This window comes from Propionivibrio pelophilus DSM 12018, from assembly GCF_059569095.1.
Map to the genome: position 1 here is coordinate 97868 of NZ_JCANUT010000001.1, position 17267 is coordinate 115134.

The following is a 17267-nucleotide window of genomic DNA, read 5'->3' on the forward strand; positions in this document are numbered from 1 at the left end:
TTGTTTTTGGCTTATGCCAGTATTTATTCAGCCAATCGGCGCTTCAAAGGAGTGATACCGCGATGAAACTTATTTTCACCACCACCGGTGACAATCTCGATGCACTGCTCGACCCCAGCTTCGGGCGGACACGCAATTTCCTGCTTTACGATACGGAAAGCGAGACCAGCCAGGTCATCAGCAACCAGCAGAACCTCAATGCCGCACAGGGCGCAGGCATCCAGGCCGCACAGACGATCGTCAAGGCCGGCGCCGGCGCGCTCGTCACCGGGCATTGCGGCCCGAAGGCGTTCCGCGTCCTCGCCGCCGCCGGCGTCAAGGTGTACAACACCGACGCGCCGACCGTCGCCGAAGCACTCGCCCGCTACCGCGCCAGACAATTGACCGAGGCAACCGCGGCCAACGTCGAGAGCCACTGGGCATGAGCGACAGCATCGTGTTCCGGCCGATCGGCGTGATCCGCAGCGAGCACGTCGTGCCGCACGAAACCCCGATCCAGCCGGTCTACGCCGGGGACTGCCGCGGGCGCGTCGAACTCCTGCCGGAGTTCGCCGACGGCCTGCACGACATCGACGGCTTCTCGCACATCTATCTGATCTACCACTTCGATCGCGCCGAAGCGCCGAAACTGCGCGTCAAGCCGTTCTTGCAGGATACGGAACGCGGCGTTTTTTCGACGCGCGCGCCCTGCCGCCCCAACGCCATCGGCCTGAGCGTCGTCGAGCTGCTGCGCCGGGAAGGCAACGTGCTGCACTTCGCCGGCGCCGACATCCTCGACGGCACGCCACTGCTCGACATCAAGCCGTTCTCCGCCAAGTTCGACGGCATCACGCCGACGCGCAATGGCTGGCAGGACGAAGTTGATGAAGAGACAGCCCAAAAGCGCGGCAAGCGTGGATTCCGCGGCGGGAGGACAGAATGATCGTCACCATCGCTTCCGGCAAGGGCGGGACGGGCAAGACCAGCCTGGCCGTCAATCTGGCGCGCACGCTCGAACGGACGCACGCCCTGCCGGTACAACTGCTCGACTGCGACGTCGAGGAACCGAACGCTCACCTGTTCCTGGCCGGCACCCCGCTCGGCGAGGAAACGATCAACATCGCCGTTCCCGATTTCGACCCCGACAAGTGCGACGCCTGCGACAAGTGCGTCGAGTTCTGCCAGTTCAACGCACTGGCCTCGGTCGGCAAGACACCGCTGCTCTTCCCCGAGCTGTGCCACGGCTGCGGCGGCTGCATGCTGGTCTGCCCGCAGGACGCGATCCGCGAGAAGGACTACCGGATCGGCGTGGTCAAGACCGCCCGCGCCGGGAGCATCACCCTCAAGAGCGGCTGCCTCGACGTCGGCGTCTCGCTGGCCTCGACGCTGGTACATGCACTAAAGGAGCGTATGGAGGATGGCATCACGACCCTCCTCGACGCACCGCCCGGCACGGCCTGCCAGGCCGTCGCCACGTTGCGCGGCTCGGATTTCGTCCTCCTGGTGACCGAACCCACGCCGTTCGGCCTGCATGACCTGACGCTGGCGGTCGACACGGTGCGCGCGCTCGACCTGCGTTTCGGCGTCGTCATCAACCGCGTCGGCGTCGGCGACGACCGCGTGCAACGCTACTGCGCCAACGAAGGCATCCCGATCCTCCTCGAAATCCCCGACGACCGCCGCGTCGCCGAAGCCTACTCGCGCGGCGAATTGATCGTCGACGCGCTGCCCGAGTACCGCACCCACTTCGCACAGTTGTGGCAGGCCATCGAAAGCCACGCCGCGCAGGAGGTCGCCGCATGAAAGAACTCGTCATCCTCAGCGGCAAGGGCGGCACGGGCAAGACCAGCATTACCGCCTCGTTCGCCCGCCTCGCCGAACGGCCGGTGATCGCCGACTGCGACGTCGACGCCGCCGACCTTCACCTCGTCATCCCCCCCACCATCCGCGAACGGCATGTATTCATGAGCGGCCACCAGGCGGTGGTCATGGAGGAAGTCTGCTGCAACTGCGGCGTCTGCCTGCCCGAGTGCCGCTTCGGCGCGATCATGGAGCCGGCTCCGGAAGCCGGCCACGACACTTACTGGATCGACCCGACCGCCTGCGAGGGCTGCGGCGTCTGCCTCGAAACCTGCCCGATGGATGTCATCGAGTTCCCCGAGCGCCGCTGCGGCGAATGGATGATTTCCGACACGGCCTGCGGCCCGATGGTCCACGCCCGCCTCGGCGTTGCCGCCGAGAACTCGGGCAAGCTCGTCACCACGGTACGCCAGCAGGCACGGCGCATCGCCGAAGAAGCCGGGCATCCACTGATCCTCGTCGACGGCCCGCCCGGCATCGGCTGCCCGGTCATCGCCTCGATCACCGGAGCCACCGACGTGCTGCTGGTCACCGAGCCGACGCTGTCCGGCGCGCACGACCTCGAACGCGTGCTCGGATTGACGCGGCACTTCGGCATCCCGGCGTCGGTCTGCGTCAACAAGTGGGACATCAACCCGGAGATGACCGAGCGGATCGAGGCCCAAGCGCGCGAATCCGGCGCCCGCGTCGTCGGCCGCGTCCGCTACGACCCGTCGGTTACCCGCGCGCAGATCCAGGAAAAGGCCGTCGTCGATACCGACTGCCCGTCGGCCGATGACATCCGCGCCATCTGGAAAGAGCTTGCCCTGCAATGAACCACTACACTTTTATACAAGGAGTCTGATCATGCGCTTCGCCATTCCCCTCGCCGAAGGCAAACTCGCCATCCACTTCGGCCACTGCGCCAGCTTTGCCCTGCTCGACGTCGACCCTGCGACGAAAGCAGTTACGGGCCGTCAGGACGTTGATGCCCCGCCGCACCAGCCCGGCCTGCTGCCCCCCTGGCTCGCCGAACGCGGAGTCAACCGGATCATCGCCGGCGGCATGGGCCAGCGCGCCCAGCAGTTGTTCGTTGCCCAAGGCATCGAGGTCATCGTCGGCGCGCCGGTCGATACCCCGGAGCGTCTCGTTGCCGCCTGCCTCGACGGTTCGCTGCAGGTCGGCAGCAACGCCTGCGACCACTGAGAGAAAAAGCGACTCCGCCTGAACTGAGGGAATCCGATGAAAACCGCGCTGGAATGCATTCCTTGCTTCGCCCGGCAGGCGGCCGAGGCCGTCACGCAGACGGTTTCCGAACCTGACCGCCGGGAGAAAATCCTGCGGACGCTCCTGCGCGCGATCAGCGAAACCGACTGGAACGGCTCGCCACCGGTGATGGGGCAACGCATCCATCGCCTGATCCGGCAGGAACTCGGCTGCGACGACCCCTACCGGGAAATCAAGCAGCGGATGAACCGGATGGCCCTCCAGTTGTTGCCCCACCTCCGGGAATCCATGGCGCGTCAGCCGGACCTGCGGGAAGCCGCAGTGCGGCTGGCGATTGCCGGCAACCTGCTCGATGCGGGCGCAAAAACGCAGATGGAGATGGAAGCGTTGCCACGCTACATGGAAACGATCTGGACTCGGCCGTTGCACGGCGATGTCGCCGCGCTGTTTGACGCCGCCGAACGCGCCACCCGGATTCTCTACCTGGCCGACAACGCCGGCGAAATCATCTTCGACCGGGTACTGATCGAGGCACTGCCGCACGGCAAGGTCACCGTCTTCGTCCGCGGCGCGCCGGTCCTCAACGACGCGACGCTGGACGACGCGATTACCGCCGGCCTGCCCGAACTGGCACCGGTCTTCCCGAACGGCTCGGACGCCCCTGGCACCCTGCTCGACGACTGTACCGACCAGCTGCGCGACGCCTTCGCCCAGGCCGACATGATCATCGCCAAGGGACAAGGCAACTACGAGACGCTTTCTGAATCGTCGCGGCCGATCTTTTTCCTGTTTGTCGTCAAATGTCCAGTGATCGCCGCACGACTCGGCGCACCGGTCGGAACGCTGGTCGCCGGGAGGTAAAACACCATGGAAATCGCTTTCGGTCCTGTCCCGTCCCGCCGTCTCGGGCACAGCCTGGGCATCAACAACATCCCGGCGAAGCACTGCAGCTATTCGTGCGTATATTGCCAGGTCGGTGCCACGCGCTCCCCGGAAATCATTCCGCGGGCATTCTATTCGCCGGCGCAAATCCTGCAGGAGGTCCAGGAGCGTGTCGACGCCGTTCGCTCCCGCAATGAACCCATCGATTACCTCACCTTCGTCCCGGACGGTGAGCCGACGCTGGACATTACGCTCGGTGCGGCGATCGATGCCCTGCGCCCGCTCGGCTTGCCGATCGCCGTCATCAGCAACGCCTCGCTGATCTGGCGTCCGGAGGTCCGGGACGCACTGCAACGCGCCGACTGGGTCAGCGTCAAGGTCGACAGCGTCGATGAGTCTCTCTGGCGCCGCATCAACCGGCCACACCCCGACCTCGCACTGGCCGACATTCTCGACGGGATCCGGGCCTTCTCCCGAAGCTACCGCGGCATGCTGGTCAGCGAAACAATGCTGGTGGCGGGCATCAACGACACGGAGGAGGCACTGGCAGCGACCGCCGGCTTCCTGCGTGGTGCCGGCATCAACCATTCGTACCTGTCGGTCCCGCTCCGCCCACCGGCAGTCGTGGGCGTCCGGGTGCCCGACGAGCAGGCGATCGCCCGCGCTTGGGAGATTTTCAGCGCGGCCGGGCTCGCCGCCGAATTGCTGACTGAGAGCGAAGGCGACGCCTTTGCCTTCAGCGGTGAGCTGCGCAAGGACATCCTGGCCATAACCGCCGTACACCCCCTGCGCGAATCGGCATTGCATGCCCTCGTCGAAAAATCGGGAGCGTCGATGACCGAGGTCGACGCGCTCATCGACGCGGGCGAGTTGAAAGCCGTGACGCACGCCGGCGAAATCTTCTATGTCCGCCGGCTGGCCCCCGGGGCTACCTGAACGTTTTTCCCTTCAACACTCCTGCAGCACACCCACACGAAGGAGGCACCATGGAACGCAAAGCCATCCACACATCCCACGCTCCGCAGGCCGTCGGCACCTACTCCCAGGCCATCGCAGCCGACCGGATGGTCTTCCTCTCCGGACAACTGGGCATCGACCCGGCCAGCGGCAATCTGGCCAACGGCTTCGACGCGCAGGCGCATCAGGTCTTCCGCAATTTGCGTGCGGTATGTGAGGAAGCCGGCGGCCGGCTGCAGGATATCGTCCGGCTCGGCGTTTTCCTGACCGACATGGGCGACTTCTTCCGCTTCAACCAGATCATGAGCGAATACTTCAGCGAACCGTACCCAGCCCGTGCCGCGGTTCAGGTCGTCGCGCTGCCCAAGGGCGGACTGGTGGAAGCGGAGGGAATCCTGATCCGCCGCGATGCCTGACCTTCCTGGCAACGGGCTGAACCAGGCGATTCTCGACAGCCTCTCGGAAGGCGTGTTCACCGTCGACACCGACTGGCGGATCAGCTCCTTCAACCGCTCGGCCGAGGAAATCACCGGCGTCCCGCGCAACGAAGCCCTCGGGCAATTGTGTTCCGACGTCCTGCATTCAACGCTGTGCGAACGCCACTGCCCGATCCGGCAAGCCCTGGCCGACCACAAGCCGATCATCGACCGGCGCTGCCACGTCGTCGACATCGACGGCGAGCGCATCCCGCTCAGCGTCTCCGCCGCGGTCCTGACGGGAGAAAACGGTGAGGTGCTCGGCGGCGTCGAGACCTTTCGTGACCTCAGCGAGGTCGAAGCCCTGCGCACCGCCCTGCAACGCAAGGACACCCGCCTGACCAGCAACAACCCGGCCATGCAGCAGGTGCTCGATCTCGTCCCGGTACTGGCGGACAGTCCAACTTCGGTTCTCATTGCCGGGGAAACCGGGACCGGCAAGGAAGTCATCGCCCGCGCCCTGCACGACCACGGCCCCCGCGCCAAGCGACCGTTCGTGGCGATCAATTGCGGCGCGCTGCCAGAAACCTTGCTTGAGTCCGAACTGTTCGGCTACCGGAAAGGCGCCTTCACCGGTGCCGACCGCGACAAACCCGGACGATTGGCCCTCGCCCGCGACGGCACGCTGTTTCTCGACGAGATCGGCGAAATCAGCCCGGCCATGCAGGTTCGCCTGCTGCGGGTCTTGCAGGAGCGCGAATTCGAACCGCTGGGCGGCACCCAGCCGGAGCCGCTGCGCTCGCGCATCATCGCCGCCAGCCACCGCGACCTGCTCGCCTTGGTGCGCGAGGGGCGCTTCCGCGAAGACCTCTACTACCGGCTGGTCGTGATGCGCCTCGACATTCCGCCGCTGCGTGAACGCCGCGAAGACATCCCGGCGCTGGCCAACGATCTGCTGGCGCGGATCAACCTGCGGATGGAGCGCGCCATTGCCGGCTTTACGCCCGAGGCCATGGACGTCCTGCAGAGGCAACTCTGGCCCGGCAACATCCGGCAGCTGGAAAACGCGATCGAGCGCGCCGCCGTGCTTTGCCGCAGCGAGTTGATCGACCTCAGCCATCTTCCCGCGGAATATTCGGATTGTTTGGTAAGGCAACTACCATCCCGCACCGACACCTCCCGGCCGCTAGCCGCGCAAGCCCGCCAGCAGGCCGAAGCGCGGACGATCCTGGAAGTCCTGCGGCGCAACGGATTCAGCCGGCACAAGACCGCCGCCGAACTCGGCATGCACCCGAGCACGCTCTACCGCAAGCTAAAGGCCTGGCACCTTCTGGAAGAGTAGCGACCGACCTCGCGGATCGCTTGAACAACCTCTACCCCCCTTCAAGGGCTATAGCATGCACATAACCCCGTGTCATTCCGGCGCAGGCCGGAATCCACGCTTTCGGAGCATGAACTGGATCCCGGCCTACGCCGGGATGACGGAGGCTTCGCGAGGAGAGGGAGCGGAGGTGCTGATGCGTATTGCACACAGGCGATTGCCTTGCGATCAGCAACCGCTCAGCGCCTTGTTCCTGAAATCGTTCTGCAGCCGCTCGCGGATCGCCTGTGCTTCGTCGCTTTCGAGGAAGGCCCGTGTTGTCGGGGGAACGTAGTCGGCGAGACCGGCGAAATCGCCCTTGCCGACCAGTTCGCGCACCTTGGACGCGCTGATCACCCCAGTTTCCGCCTGCTTGCGCTCGATGATCTCCAGTTCGATGCCGTGTGCCGGCAGGATGCGCTGCATCGCCAGGTTGTAGCCACCGGTCAGCGGACAGTTCGGCTCGGTGCCGACAAAGCGGCGGGTGATGCCGAAGAACGGGGCGATCTTCGAGGCGAACAGGGTGACGTCGAGCTCCATCTGGATCCGCGCGACCGGATCGTCCTTTTTCAGGAAGTAGGTCGGGAAGGTCGCGCCGCTGACGATGTAGCGCGAGGTGTCGAGCTGGATGACGTTCGGAATGTAGCGCACGCCCTCCTCGACGAGGCGGTAACGCACGTCGAACGGAAAGACCGAGCGGTCTTCCTTGACGACGAAGATGTAGAGATTGTCGACGCGATGCGCAGCGCTCTCGATCAGGTACAGATGACCGTTGGTGAAGGGGTTGCAATTGACCACCACGGCGCCGTTCAGCCCCGGGCGGACCAGATCCTTCTTCGATTCCAGCCACTTGCTCAGCCCCTTGCCGTATTCGAGCAGGGCGACCTTTTCCTGGCTGGCAAGCAGCGTGAAATTGAGCGACTGGAAGGAGAAGATGAATTCCGGCTTGGTGTACACGAACAGCGACTCATGCCCGGCACGCTGCCCGCTCAGCACCAGTTCGGTCACCAGTTCGCCGAGCACCGAGCCCCCCTGGTGGTCGGGCGCCAGCGCCAGCATCTTCAGGATGTTTCCAGCCCGCGAGCCGGTCGCCACGAGCTGCTCGTTCTCGTACATGCCGTACATCACGTCGACGTTGTCTTCGAAGGCCAGCCCGCTCGCCTCGATCAGTTCGCGCGCCATCTTGCGTTCGGACTTCAGCGCCAGTTCAACGATCATGTTGTATCCCCCTCAACTTCTTTTCTCGCGGGCATTCTAGCCGGCGACGCTCACACGTAGAAACTCTCGCCGCAACCGCACTGGCTGCTGACGTTGGGATTTCTGAAGGCGAATCCGCTCTCCTCGCCCGTCTGCACGAAGTCGATCACCGTCCCCTCGATCCAGACGAGCGATTTCGGATCGACGTACAGCTTCGCACCGTGACACTCGAAGACTTCGTCGCCGTCTTCCGGCGCATCGACGAAAACCATCCGGTAGGCCATGCCCGAACACTCGGACGACTGCACGATCACCCGGATTCCCAATCCACCACCGCGCTCGTCCAGATACTTGATGATTTCTTCAGCCGCTCGCTGGGTAAGACTCACTGCCATGCTGTACTCCCGGACAAAATTTCTGGCATATGCTAACACATCCTCGCCACCGTACAGCGGGATCGTTCACGACATTGCAACTTTGCAACACGCGCCAGCCGCGCATTGCAGAACTGCACGATCATCCAGGCGAGTTCTCCTGCGGATTATCGCAAGCCACTGATTTTACTCGCCTCGATGATTTCTTTCCGCACTGGCACGCAGGTTGCTCATAACGATCGTCGCAACCGCCGTTACCGCAATGAAAATCGCCGTCCCTGTCTGCCGCAACCGCATCGCGCCGCTATTCGATGTCGCCGAAACTTTTGTTCTCTTCGACGCTCCGGATGCCGAAAGCGCCCCGACGCAAACCGTCACGATCGACGCGCCCCACGGCGATACGTCCCGGCTGCTCCTGGACGCCGGCGTAGGCACTGTGCTCTGCGGCGCCATCTCGCGCTGCTGGCAGAACCGGCTGAACCGGGACGGGATTGAGGTCCACGGTTTTCTCGCGGGAGAAATCCCGGTGATTGCGCAAACTTATCAGCAGGAGGGTCCGCGAGGACTTGCACGCTTCGCCATGCCCGGCTGGCAGCACCGTGGCCAGGGCCGGCAGCGAAGGATGCGCCGCCACGGCGGCTTCATGCTGCAACAACTTGAACAGGAGATTGATCATGCCACGCTTTAATAACGGAATGCCCGGACGCAACGGTGCCGGGTTCGGAATGGGAAATGGGAGCGGGAATGGAATGGGTGCGGGCCAGGGGCGAAGCGCCGGAGGCGGCCGAGGCCGCGGTACGAATTGCCGGGGCAACGGATTCGGCCTTGGACTCGGGGCCGGCAACGCAGGCGGCATCGGGCAGGCTTCGGCGGGCCAGCGCAACCCGGGCTTTTTCCGCCGCTTCTGTCTCGGACTCACCGACCCATCGGACGTAACGACCGGCACGCGTCGCGGAGGAATCCTCTCCGCCATCGATGATCTTCAGCGGCAGATCGATGCGCTGAAGAATTCGACCGACAAATAACCGAGCTCACTTTTTTTCCGGGGCATCTCCTCGTTGCCCCGGTTTTTTTCTTTTACGGGTAGACCATTGAGCACCAACGTTATCAAACTCAGAAGTTTTCTCGACCCGGCCGACGCAATCCATGTTCACGCGCCGTCCAGCCACGCGCATTGCATGGCCTGCAGCCCCGGCGGACTGCTCGGGCTGCGTTTCCGGCCCGACGGCGCGCGTTCCGTCGTCGCCTCGATCCGACCGCTGCAGGAATGGCAAGGATATGCCGGGATCCTGCACGGCGGCATGGTCAGCACCCTGCTCGACGCGGCGATGACCCACTGCCTTTTCCATCACGAGGTCGAGGCTATGACCGCCTCGCTGAAGGTGCGCTTCCTCGAACCAGCGCCGTGTGCCGGCCTGCTCGACCTCCGCGCCACCTTGTCCGACCGGCGTCGCCATGTCTATCTGCTTGACGCCGAGTTGAGCGCCCACGGTCGCGTACTGGCGCGGGCCGAGGCGCGATTCATCACCGCATCCGCTGCGGCCCGCCCACCTCGGGAAAAACGCCATGGGCAGCCCGACTAGCCGCCATCGGCCGGCGCTGAAAAACGACCCGGCCGCCGCGTTCTTTCTGGCCGTCGTGGCTTCCGGGCTGGGCCTGCTGGCCGTCGTGCTCGCCGTCGCTCTGCGCCTGGAAGCCTGCCACCTGTGCATCTTCCAGCGGCTCGTTTATTTCCTCGTCGGTGCTTCGTTTCTCGTCGCCTTCCTGGTCTGGGAGCGCGTCGCCCTGCGTCTCCCTGCGCTCCTGTGCGCGGGCGCTTGCAGCCTCTGGGGGATTTGCATTGCCGCCCAACAGAGCTGGCTGCAGTGGTTTCCTGAATCAGGTTTCTCCTGCAGCACGATCGAACCGAGCCTCACCGAACGGTTGATCGACTGGCTCAGCGAGTTGTCGCCGACGTTCTTCATGGCGACCGGGTTCTGCGGCAGCAAGGATCTGGTGATCCTTGGCCTCTCGCTCGCCAACTGGTCCTTCCTCATTCTGGCCGGCTTCCTTGCCGCAAGCGCGTGGCTGCTCTTCGAAAGGAAAGATCGATTCGGGCCGGCGCGGCAAGACATCGACGAAAGGAATACTTAACGTCGAATCTGATCGCCACGGTCAGGGGAAAAAGACTTGCCTTCCTACAAATCTGGCATATGCTTGAAAAAACGCTTGCAATCTCCATAAATATCAATGTATATTAGTTTTTACTAATTTACTGGAGTAGCGAAATGCCCGAGACTCAACAACTGGTATGTCCTCACTGCCACGTCATCAACCGCGTAGCCAGCGACCGTATCGCAGACGGTCCGATCTGCGGCGAATGCAAGGAGCCGCTACTCGACGGCGAGCCGCTGGACCTGACGAGCGACACCTTCGACCGGCACATCGGCAACTCCGACTGGCCGGTACTCGTGGACTTCTGGGCACCGTGGTGCGGCCCGTGCCGGATGATGACGCCGATCATCCATGCCGCGGCGAAAGAACTGAAAACATCGATGCGTGTCGCCAAGCTCAACACCGAAGCGGAAGGTCAGATCGCCGCGCGCTTCGGCATCCGCAGCATCCCGACGCTGATGGTCTTCCATCGCGGCAAGGTGGTCCTGCAAAGGACTGGGGGAACCGATCTCGCCAGCCTGCTCAAGTGGGCGAAATCAGCGCTCGACTGACCGACTGCAACATGCGGGAAAGGACGTCTCCATGCTGTTGAACAAGCGAACCGCCGAAAGCTACACCCCGTTGTACCTTCTGGCCTCGCTCGGCGCTGGCGGCATGGCCGTCGCAGTTTACCTGCATCTGATGTTCCTCACCCCGCACCCCGCAACGCCCGTGCCGACCTGGGATAGCCTGAGCGTCTTCTGGCACGGGGCGGGATTCCCGGAACGCCTCGGCGTAGGAGTTGCCTGGTCGGTGACGCTGGCGCTGGTGCTGATCCACGTCATCCTGCTGCTCTGGAACATCCGAGCCTACAAGGCGTTCAAGGCGACAGCCGATTTTGAAACACTTGTCCGGTCGAACGCGACGTTCCAGCGCATGGCCTGGCCGTTGACCCTGGCGATGGCGCTGAACGCCGGTTTCGTGGCCGCCCTGCTGACGATTCCTGGCTTCTGGTCCGTCATCGAATACATCTATCCGTGGGCGATTGCCGCCTTTCTGGCGCTTGGCGTCGCCGCGCTGAAAATGCAGGCGTCGATCCTCGGCGAACAGCTGACGCAGGGCGGCTTCGCCTGCGAGAAGAACAACAACCTGGGCATGATGATGTCGCCGTTCGCGCTGGCCATGATCGCCGTCGGCTTTTCCGGCCCTGCGGCGATGTCGGGAGCAACGCCGACGATCCTGGTTGCCGCGGCGTTGTGCATCGCGTTTTTCGTCATGGCCGTGCTGTCTTCGCTGGTGTACTTCCTGACGGCGATGCGCGCCATCTTCGCGCAAGGCGTCAATCAGGATTCGAGCCAGACGCTGATGGTCGGTGTCCCGATCGCGACGGTTCTGGGCATCGCTGGCTATCGATTGGCAATGATGCTTGGCCATCACTTCGGCGTTGCCATTCCGCCTGTTTTCCTGTTCCTCGGCCTCATCGCGATCATGGCGGTGCAGTTGATGTTCATCCTGTTCGGCGCGTCGATCCTGTTACGCAACGAGATGCTGCGGAAAGCGCTGAGCAACGGGCCGACGCCGCTCTCCTTCGCCCTGGTGTGCCCTGGCGTCGGCTTCATCGTGACGTTCCAGTTTTTCATTCACCGCGGGCTGCTAGCTGTCCTGCCGCAGTCCGCCGTCGTGGTTCCGGCAATTACCGTGATCGTCGTCCTGGCCCAGATCGGTTTGCTGGCCGCTTACGCGAACATGGTGAAACGGCAGTGACGCAATGAACGGGTAACAGTTTTTTCAAGAGGAGGTACGAAGATGGGATGTGATACCGGAATCAAGCCGAGAAAAACGATTCAAGCAGAAGCTACTGCAAGCAACCAACCACAGAAGGAGATGGAAGCGATGAGTTCGACGATGGTACGCAGGGAAATGCCGAAGTTCACCATGGATGCCTACGACGCGAAGACGGGGCACTTCACGACGGTGTCCAGCGATGACTACAAGGGCAAGTGGGCCGTGGTGTGCTTCTATCCGGCCGACTTCACCTTCGTCTGCCCGACCGAAATCGCGGCGATGAACGCGAAGTACGACGAGTTCCAGCGCCTCGGCGTCGAGATTCTCGCCGTCTCGGTGGACACCAAGTTCTCGCACAAGCGTTTCGTGGAAACCGAGCCGATCCTCAAGGGCTTGAAGCTGATGATGGGCGCCGACGGCAACCAGGAAGTCAGCCGGGCGTTCGGGGTTCTGGTCGAGGAAGAAGGCGTGGCGTTGCGCGGCCGCTTCCTCTTCAACCCGGATGGAATTTGCGTCGCGCAGGAAGTGCAAGCGGACTCCGTCGGCCGCAACGTCAATGAGTTCCTGCGGCAGATCGAAGCCTGGCAGCACGCTACGAAGACCGGCGAAGTCTGCCCGGCCGGATGGCGCCCTGGCAAGAAGACGCTGCCCGTCCAGACCGACGCCGAAAAGATGACCGGCCACGTCGGCGACTACGTGACGCTGGAAGAGATCCTCAGCTGATCGAGCGAAGCAACACCCGTCCCGGGGAGTCCCTCCCCGGGCTCCCCCGGCACACCGGAAAAAGCGATGAGCAACGACAATACTACAAACGACGAACAACGACTGGCCCACCTGCCGGTCTCCATTTTTTCGACAGTGATGGGAATGAGCGGATTCGCCATCGCCTGGCAAAAGGCACATGCCGCCCTCGCCGCCCCCGCTCTCATCTGGCAACTCCTGGCAGGTTTCGCCACCGTAGCATTCGCGGCCCTGCTCGCACTCTACGGGCTCAAGTTGCTGCGCCACTTCCCGGAAGTCACCAAGGAATGGAATCATCCGGTGCGCGTCAGCTTCTTCCCGACGATTTCGATCAGCCTGCTGCTCCTCGCCGTCGTCTGGCTCGAACTGGCGCCGCAAGCTTCTTTCCTCCTGCTGATCGCCGGCGCGACCATTCATCTCGCCTTCACGCTGGCCATCCTCAGCAGCTGGCTGTTCCACACCCATTACGACATCAAGCACGCAAATCCCGGCTGGTTCATCCCGGTCGTCGGTAACCTGTTCGTGCCGATCGTCGCCGCCCGCTTCGGTCTGACCGAGATTGCGTGGTTCTTCTTCAGCATTGGTATCGTCTTCTGGATCGTGATGATGGCCATCGTCATCTACCGCATTGTTTTCCACGACCCGATTCCACCTAAACTGCTGCCGACCCTGTTCATCCTGATCGCCCCACCCGCCGTCGGCTTCATTGCCTACAGCGCGCTGACTCCCGAGGTCGACGGACTCTCCCGGGTGCTCTACTACACCGGCCTGTTCACCACGATCATGCTGGGAGCAAACTTCAGGCGTTTCCTCAAGGCCGGCTTCTTCATCTCTTCTTGGGCCTACTCCTTCCCGCTGGCAGCGATCACCATTGCCACCTTTCTGATCGGCAAACGCACCGGACTGCCGTATTTCGCACCCCTCGCCGCCACGCTTCTGGCGATTCTCAGTGGGGTCATCGTCGTGCTGCTCTGGAAAACGCTCGGGGCGATCAGGAGGAAGGCTATTTGCCTGCCCGAGTAAACCACGCGACAACCGCCGGCTGAATACCCTAAACTTCCGAATATTCGAATAAACAAACACACCACAACCCCAACCTCCGGAGGATCCTCATGAAATCAACAAAATTGCTGGTCGTCGGTGGCGTCGCCGCTGGCGCGTCCTTTGCCGCCCGCGCGCGCCGTCTGTGCGAAGGCGCCGAGATCATGATCGTCGAGCGCGGCCCGGACGTTTCCTTCGCCAACTGCGGCCTGCCCTACTTTGTCGGCGGCGAGATCGCCGCGCGCGACGCGCTGGCCGTCCAGACGCCGGCGACGCTGCAGACCTTCCTCAACCTCGACGTGCGCACACGTTGCGAGGCCATGCAGATCGACCGGGCAAACAAACGAGTGGAAATCCGCCATCTCGACAGCGGCGCCAGCGAATGGCAGTCCTACGACAAGCTGATGCTCGCCCCCGGCGCCTCGCCGCTGCGTCCGCCGATTCCCGGCATCGACGACGCGCGGATCTTCACGCTGCGCAACCTGCAGGACATGGACCGTATCGCCGCCGCTACAGATACCGGAATGCGCGCGGTGGTGATCGGCGCCGGCTTCATCGGCCTGGAAATGGCCGAACAGTTGCACCGCAAGGGGCTCTCCGTCCAACTGGTGGAACTGCAAAAGCAGGTCATCCCGCCGCTGGATGCGCCGATGGCCGCGTTGCTGGAAAGTGAACTGCGCCACAACGAGATTGGCGTCACTCTCGGCGACGGCATTGCCCGCTTCGAGCCGACGCCTGATTTCCTGCGCTGCCACCTCAATTCGGGGAAGGTGCTCGACGCCGACCTCGTCATTCTCTCGATCGGCGTCAAGCCGGATTCGGAGATCGCCGCGGCCGCCGGGCTGGAGCTCGGCCCGCGCGGACACATCGTCGTCGACAGCTTCCAGCGCACCTCCGATCCGGACATCTACGCCGCCGGCGACGCCGTGGAAACCGCCGACCGGGTTTTCGACAGCAAGACCGCCGTCCCGATGGGCGGCCCGGCCAACCGCCAGGGCCGCGTCGCGGCCGACCACATTTTCCTCGGCGAAAAGGCCCGGCCGTACCCCGGCTCGCTCGGCACCGGCATCGTCCGCGCCTTCGACGTCGCGGCCGGCATCACCGGCTGGAGCGAGAAGCGCCTGCAGGCCGCCGGACGTCCCTACGACACCGTCACGGTCAACGACCACCAGCATGCCACCTACTACCCCGGCGCCAAGCCGCTAACGCTGAAAGTGCTGTGGGAACCGGAGAGCGGGCGCCTGCTCGGCGCCCAGGCCACGGGCTACGAGGGCGTCGACAAGCGACTCGACGTGATGGCCACGGCGATTCTCGGCGGCATGACGATCGACGATCTGTGCCATCTGGAGTTCGCCTACGCCCCGCCGTTCGGCGCGGCCAAGGACGCGATCAACCTCGCCGGCTTCGCCGCCTGCAACCGCCGCGACGGTCTGGTGAAACACACGACCGAACTGCCAAGCGACCCGCAGGTACAGGTCGTCGATGTCCGCCCGAAGCCGCTGGCCGATGCTTATCCGGCGCCTGTCCCGGTCATCAACATTCCGTTCCCGACCCTGCGCGCCAGCCTCGGCAAACTCGACCCGTCGCGCCCGGTGGTCACGCTCTGCGCCTTCGGCAAGATGAGCTACTTCGCTTCGCGCATCCTGACGCAGAACGGCTTTAACGTCACGAGCTACAGCGGCGGCCTCAAGGCCAACGTCGACCCGCGCTCGCCGGCAAAAATGCCGACCGCGTAATCTCCTCGCGCCCCTGCGCGCTGCTTCGCAGCAGGCGATCTACAATGAGCGGGCCGCGCTCCGAAGCGCCGCCCGCTCATTGCTTGTCAGGACCGCGATGCTCCCCACTGGCACCGACTCCCCGGCGAACCGATTCCTTCCCTGGATCGTCGCCACGGCGCTGTTCATGCAGACGCTGGACAGTTCCATCCTCAACACGGCGCTGCCCACCATGGCCCGCGCCCTGAACGAGAGCCCCTTGAACATGCAGTCGGCGGTCATCAGCTATCTGCTGACGGTGGCGGTCCTGATTCCAGCGTCCGGCTGGCTGGCCGACCGCTTCGGGTCGCGGCGGGTGTTCATCGCCGCCATCGCGCTTTTTTCCGCCGGATCGCTGCTTTGCGCCCTCTCGCCAACGCTGGGCTGGCTGCTTGCCGGCCGTGTGATTCAGGGGATTGGCGGCGCGCTGATGATGCCGGTCGGCCGCTTGGCCATTCTGCGCAGTTACCCCCGCGGCGAACTCGTCCGGGTACTCAGCTTCGTGACCATTCCAGGCCTGCTCGGACCGCTGATGGGACCGACACTGGGCGGCTGGCTGGTCGAATACGCAAGCTGGCACTGGATTTTCCTGATCAACATCCCCGTCGGCCTGATCGGCAGTCTCGCCGCTTCGCGCTTCATGCCGGAGTGGAAGCAGATGGACCGGCACGCCTTCGACTGGCCTGGATTCCTGCTCTTCGCCGCTGCCATGATCCTCATTTCGATGGGTTTTGAAGGCTTGGGCGAACTGAACCTGCCCCATGCCCGTGTTTTGCTCATGCTCGCCGGCGGACTGGCCGCGCTGGCCGCCTATGGCCTGCATTCGACGCGCTCGGCGTATCCGCTGTTTTCGCCGCGATTGTTCCAGGTCCATTCCTTTGCCGTCGGGATCGTCGGCAACCTGTTCGCTCGCCTCGGCAGCGGCGCCATGCCTTTTCTCACCCCGTTGCTGCTGCAACTCGGCCTGGGGTTCTCCCCGACCCAGGCGGGCACCTCGATGATTCCCCTGGCGCTGGCCAGCATCGCGGTCAAGCCGCTCGCCCCCCGCCTCATCGATCGTTTCGGCTTCCGCAATGTGCTGGGCGTCAATACGCTGCTGCTCGGGCTGATGATCTCCGGTTTCGCGCTCATCGGCAGCGAAACCCCGCGCCCTCTGCTCTATGCCTACCTCGCCGTCTTCGGCGGCATCAACTCCATTCAATTCACCGCCATGAACGGCCTGACGCTGATCGACCTCGGCCCCGACACCGCCGCCAGCGGCAACAGCCTGCTCTCGGTGGTAATGCAGCTCTCGAACAGTCTCGGCGTCGCCTCGTCGGCGGCCTTGCTGGGCGGCTTTGTCGACCTGCACAACCTGCCCGACTCGCCGGCACTTCTCTCCGCCTTTCACAAGACCTATCTGTGTATCGGACTGATGTCGGCATTCGCCGCCGCCATTTTCATGCAGTTGAAACGCGAGACACCGCACGGCGAGACCAGTTCGAAAGGCCGCCTCCGCGAAGACGACGAAGCCTAGCTCGAACCCAGGCGCTGGCACCGCTGTCGATACATCTCCACGCTGCGATTTTCGGCACGCACCGAT

At 63.8% G+C, this 17267-nt stretch carries 21 protein-coding genes; 19 read left to right on the forward strand and 2 right to left on the reverse strand.

Annotation, left to right across the window (positions count from 1 at the left end):
* Positions 1-62 precede the first annotated feature (62 nt).
* From BO74_RS00520 to BO74_RS00560, 9 genes are read left to right on the forward strand one after another with little or no spacing between them, the layout of a single operon-like run.
* Positions 63-425 carry a NifB/NifX family molybdenum-iron cluster-binding protein gene (locus BO74_RS00520; RefSeq protein ID WP_496439236.1) on the forward strand — a complete coding sequence of 121 codons (363 nt, stop codon included), beginning with the start codon at positions 63-65 and terminating at the stop codon, positions 423-425.
* Positions 422-922, forward strand: a complete 501-nt coding sequence (tsaA, locus tag BO74_RS00525) for a tRNA (N6-threonylcarbamoyladenosine(37)-N6)-methyltransferase TrmO (RefSeq protein ID WP_496439237.1) — start codon at positions 422-424, stop codon at positions 920-922. Before BO74_RS00520 ends, tsaA begins: the two co-directional genes overlap by 4 nt.
* Positions 919-1782: a nucleotide-binding protein gene (locus BO74_RS00530; protein WP_496439238.1), complete on the forward strand. Its 864-nt coding sequence runs from the start codon at positions 919-921 to the stop codon at positions 1780-1782. Before tsaA ends, BO74_RS00530 begins: the two co-directional genes overlap by 4 nt.
* The gene (locus BO74_RS00535; RefSeq protein ID WP_496439239.1) at positions 1779-2654 is read left to right on the forward strand and encodes an ATP-binding protein; all 876 of its coding nucleotides are present in this window, start codon (positions 1779-1781) and stop codon (positions 2652-2654) included. Before BO74_RS00530 ends, BO74_RS00535 begins: the two co-directional genes overlap by 4 nt.
* Before the next feature lie 31 nt (positions 2655-2685).
* Positions 2686-3024 (forward strand): NifB/NifX family molybdenum-iron cluster-binding protein, encoded by a 339-nt coding sequence (locus BO74_RS00540; RefSeq protein ID WP_496439240.1) that lies wholly within the window; start codon positions 2686-2688, stop codon positions 3022-3024.
* Between the two features lie 36 nt (positions 3025-3060).
* Positions 3061-3906 (forward strand): damage-control phosphatase ARMT1 family protein, encoded by an 846-nt coding sequence (locus BO74_RS00545; RefSeq protein ID WP_496439241.1) that lies wholly within the window; start codon positions 3061-3063, stop codon positions 3904-3906.
* A gap of 6 nt (positions 3907-3912) precedes the next feature.
* Positions 3913-4863 carry a radical SAM protein gene (locus BO74_RS00550; RefSeq protein ID WP_496439242.1) on the forward strand — a complete coding sequence of 317 codons (951 nt, stop codon included), beginning with the start codon at positions 3913-3915 and terminating at the stop codon, positions 4861-4863.
* 50 nt (positions 4864-4913) lie between these two features.
* Complete coding sequence (locus tag BO74_RS00555; RefSeq protein ID WP_496439244.1) at positions 4914-5300, forward strand: RidA family protein; 387 nt, start codon at positions 4914-4916, stop codon at positions 5298-5300.
* Positions 5293-6642, forward strand: coding sequence for a sigma-54 interaction domain-containing protein (locus BO74_RS00560; RefSeq protein WP_496439246.1), 1350 nt, complete (start codon positions 5293-5295; stop codon positions 6640-6642). The genes BO74_RS00555 and BO74_RS00560 overlap by 8 nt, the downstream gene beginning before the upstream one ends.
* A gap of 207 nt (positions 6643-6849) precedes the next feature.
* Here the strand turns inward: BO74_RS00560 and citC are convergent, their stop codons facing one another.
* Both citC and BO74_RS00570 read right to left on the reverse strand, forming a co-directional pair.
* Positions 6850-7878, reverse strand: a complete 1029-nt coding sequence (gene citC, locus BO74_RS00565; RefSeq protein WP_496439247.1) for a [citrate (pro-3S)-lyase] ligase — start codon at positions 7876-7878, stop codon at positions 6850-6852.
* Positions 7879-7928: 50 nt separating this feature from the next.
* Positions 7929-8252: a HesB/IscA family protein gene (locus BO74_RS00570; protein ID WP_496439248.1), complete on the reverse strand. Its 324-nt coding sequence runs from the start codon at positions 8250-8252 to the stop codon at positions 7929-7931.
* A 241-nt stretch (positions 8253-8493) separates the two neighbouring features.
* On the opposite strand from BO74_RS00570, the gene BO74_RS00575 reads away from it, so the two are divergent.
* The 10 genes from BO74_RS00575 to mdtD all read left to right on the forward strand — a co-directional run bounded on the left by BO74_RS00575 (position 8494) and on the right by mdtD (position 17201).
* On the forward strand, positions 8494-8919 hold the full coding sequence (locus BO74_RS00575) for a NifB/NifX family molybdenum-iron cluster-binding protein (RefSeq protein WP_496439249.1): 426 nt from the start codon (positions 8494-8496) through the stop codon (positions 8917-8919).
* Positions 8906-9256: a hypothetical protein gene (locus BO74_RS00580; protein WP_496439250.1), complete on the forward strand. Its 351-nt coding sequence runs from the start codon at positions 8906-8908 to the stop codon at positions 9254-9256. The genes BO74_RS00575 and BO74_RS00580 overlap by 14 nt, the downstream gene beginning before the upstream one ends.
* A gap of 66 nt (positions 9257-9322) precedes the next feature.
* Positions 9323-9814: a PaaI family thioesterase gene (locus BO74_RS00585; RefSeq protein ID WP_496439252.1), complete on the forward strand. Its 492-nt coding sequence runs from the start codon at positions 9323-9325 to the stop codon at positions 9812-9814.
* Positions 9798-10364: a disulfide bond formation protein B gene (locus BO74_RS00590; protein WP_496439253.1), complete on the forward strand. Its 567-nt coding sequence runs from the start codon at positions 9798-9800 to the stop codon at positions 10362-10364. The genes BO74_RS00585 and BO74_RS00590 overlap by 17 nt, the downstream gene beginning before the upstream one ends.
* A gap of 134 nt (positions 10365-10498) precedes the next feature.
* Positions 10499-10936, forward strand: coding sequence for a thioredoxin TrxC (gene trxC / locus BO74_RS00595; protein WP_496439255.1), 438 nt, complete (start codon positions 10499-10501; stop codon positions 10934-10936).
* 31 nt (positions 10937-10967) lie between these two features.
* Complete coding sequence (locus tag BO74_RS00600; protein WP_496439257.1) at positions 10968-12128, forward strand: TsoY family (seleno)protein; 1161 nt, start codon at positions 10968-10970, stop codon at positions 12126-12128.
* Positions 12129-12257: 129 nt separating this feature from the next.
* A complete protein-coding gene (locus BO74_RS00605; RefSeq protein ID WP_496439258.1) occupies positions 12258-12872 on the forward strand; it encodes a peroxiredoxin in 615 nt (204 codons plus the stop codon).
* A gap of 66 nt (positions 12873-12938) precedes the next feature.
* Positions 12939-13913 carry an SLAC1 anion channel family protein gene (locus BO74_RS00610; protein ID WP_496439260.1) on the forward strand — a complete coding sequence of 325 codons (975 nt, stop codon included), beginning with the start codon at positions 12939-12941 and terminating at the stop codon, positions 13911-13913.
* A gap of 89 nt (positions 13914-14002) precedes the next feature.
* Positions 14003-15667 (forward strand): FAD-dependent oxidoreductase, encoded by a 1665-nt coding sequence (locus tag BO74_RS00615; RefSeq protein ID WP_496439261.1) that lies wholly within the window; start codon positions 14003-14005, stop codon positions 15665-15667.
* Positions 15668-15764: 97 nt separating this feature from the next.
* Positions 15765-17201, forward strand: a complete 1437-nt coding sequence (mdtD, locus tag BO74_RS00620) for a multidrug transporter subunit MdtD (protein ID WP_496439263.1) — start codon at positions 15765-15767, stop codon at positions 17199-17201.
* Positions 17202-17267: the final 66 nt, after the last annotated feature.

Bases quoted from the DNA above. Each gene is read 5' to 3' on its own strand.
- BO74_RS00520 (WP_496439236.1), top strand. From the start codon at position 63: ATGAAACTTATTTTCACCACCACCGGTGACAATCTCGATGCACTGCTC.
- tsaA (WP_496439237.1), top strand. From the start codon at position 422: ATGAGCGACAGCATCGTGTTCCGGCCGATCGGCGTGATCCGCAGCGAG.
- BO74_RS00530 (WP_496439238.1), top strand. From the start codon at position 919: ATGATCGTCACCATCGCTTCCGGCAAGGGCGGGACGGGCAAGACCAGC.
- BO74_RS00535 (WP_496439239.1), top strand. From the start codon at position 1,779: ATGAAAGAACTCGTCATCCTCAGCGGCAAGGGCGGCACGGGCAAGACC.
- BO74_RS00540 (WP_496439240.1), top strand. From the start codon at position 2,686: ATGCGCTTCGCCATTCCCCTCGCCGAAGGCAAACTCGCCATCCACTTC.
- BO74_RS00545 (WP_496439241.1), top strand. From the start codon at position 3,061: ATGAAAACCGCGCTGGAATGCATTCCTTGCTTCGCCCGGCAGGCGGCC.
- BO74_RS00550 (WP_496439242.1), top strand. From the start codon at position 3,913: ATGGAAATCGCTTTCGGTCCTGTCCCGTCCCGCCGTCTCGGGCACAGC.
- BO74_RS00555 (WP_496439244.1), top strand. From the start codon at position 4,914: ATGGAACGCAAAGCCATCCACACATCCCACGCTCCGCAGGCCGTCGGC.
- BO74_RS00560 (WP_496439246.1), top strand. From the start codon at position 5,293: ATGCCTGACCTTCCTGGCAACGGGCTGAACCAGGCGATTCTCGACAGC.
- citC (WP_496439247.1), bottom strand. From the start codon at position 7,878: ATGATCGTTGAACTGGCGCTGAAGTCCGAACGCAAGATGGCGCGCGAA.
- BO74_RS00570 (WP_496439248.1), bottom strand. From the start codon at position 8,252: ATGGCAGTGAGTCTTACCCAGCGAGCGGCTGAAGAAATCATCAAGTAT.
- BO74_RS00575 (WP_496439249.1), top strand. From the start codon at position 8,494: ATGAAAATCGCCGTCCCTGTCTGCCGCAACCGCATCGCGCCGCTATTC.
- BO74_RS00580 (WP_496439250.1), top strand. From the start codon at position 8,906: ATGCCACGCTTTAATAACGGAATGCCCGGACGCAACGGTGCCGGGTTC.
- BO74_RS00590 (WP_496439253.1), top strand. From the start codon at position 9,798: ATGGGCAGCCCGACTAGCCGCCATCGGCCGGCGCTGAAAAACGACCCG.
- trxC (WP_496439255.1), top strand. From the start codon at position 10,499: ATGCCCGAGACTCAACAACTGGTATGTCCTCACTGCCACGTCATCAAC.
- BO74_RS00600 (WP_496439257.1), top strand. From the start codon at position 10,968: ATGCTGTTGAACAAGCGAACCGCCGAAAGCTACACCCCGTTGTACCTT.
- BO74_RS00605 (WP_496439258.1), top strand. From the start codon at position 12,258: ATGAGTTCGACGATGGTACGCAGGGAAATGCCGAAGTTCACCATGGAT.
- BO74_RS00610 (WP_496439260.1), top strand. From the start codon at position 12,939: ATGAGCAACGACAATACTACAAACGACGAACAACGACTGGCCCACCTG.
- BO74_RS00615 (WP_496439261.1), top strand. From the start codon at position 14,003: ATGAAATCAACAAAATTGCTGGTCGTCGGTGGCGTCGCCGCTGGCGCG.
- mdtD (WP_496439263.1), top strand. From the start codon at position 15,765: ATGCTCCCCACTGGCACCGACTCCCCGGCGAACCGATTCCTTCCCTGG.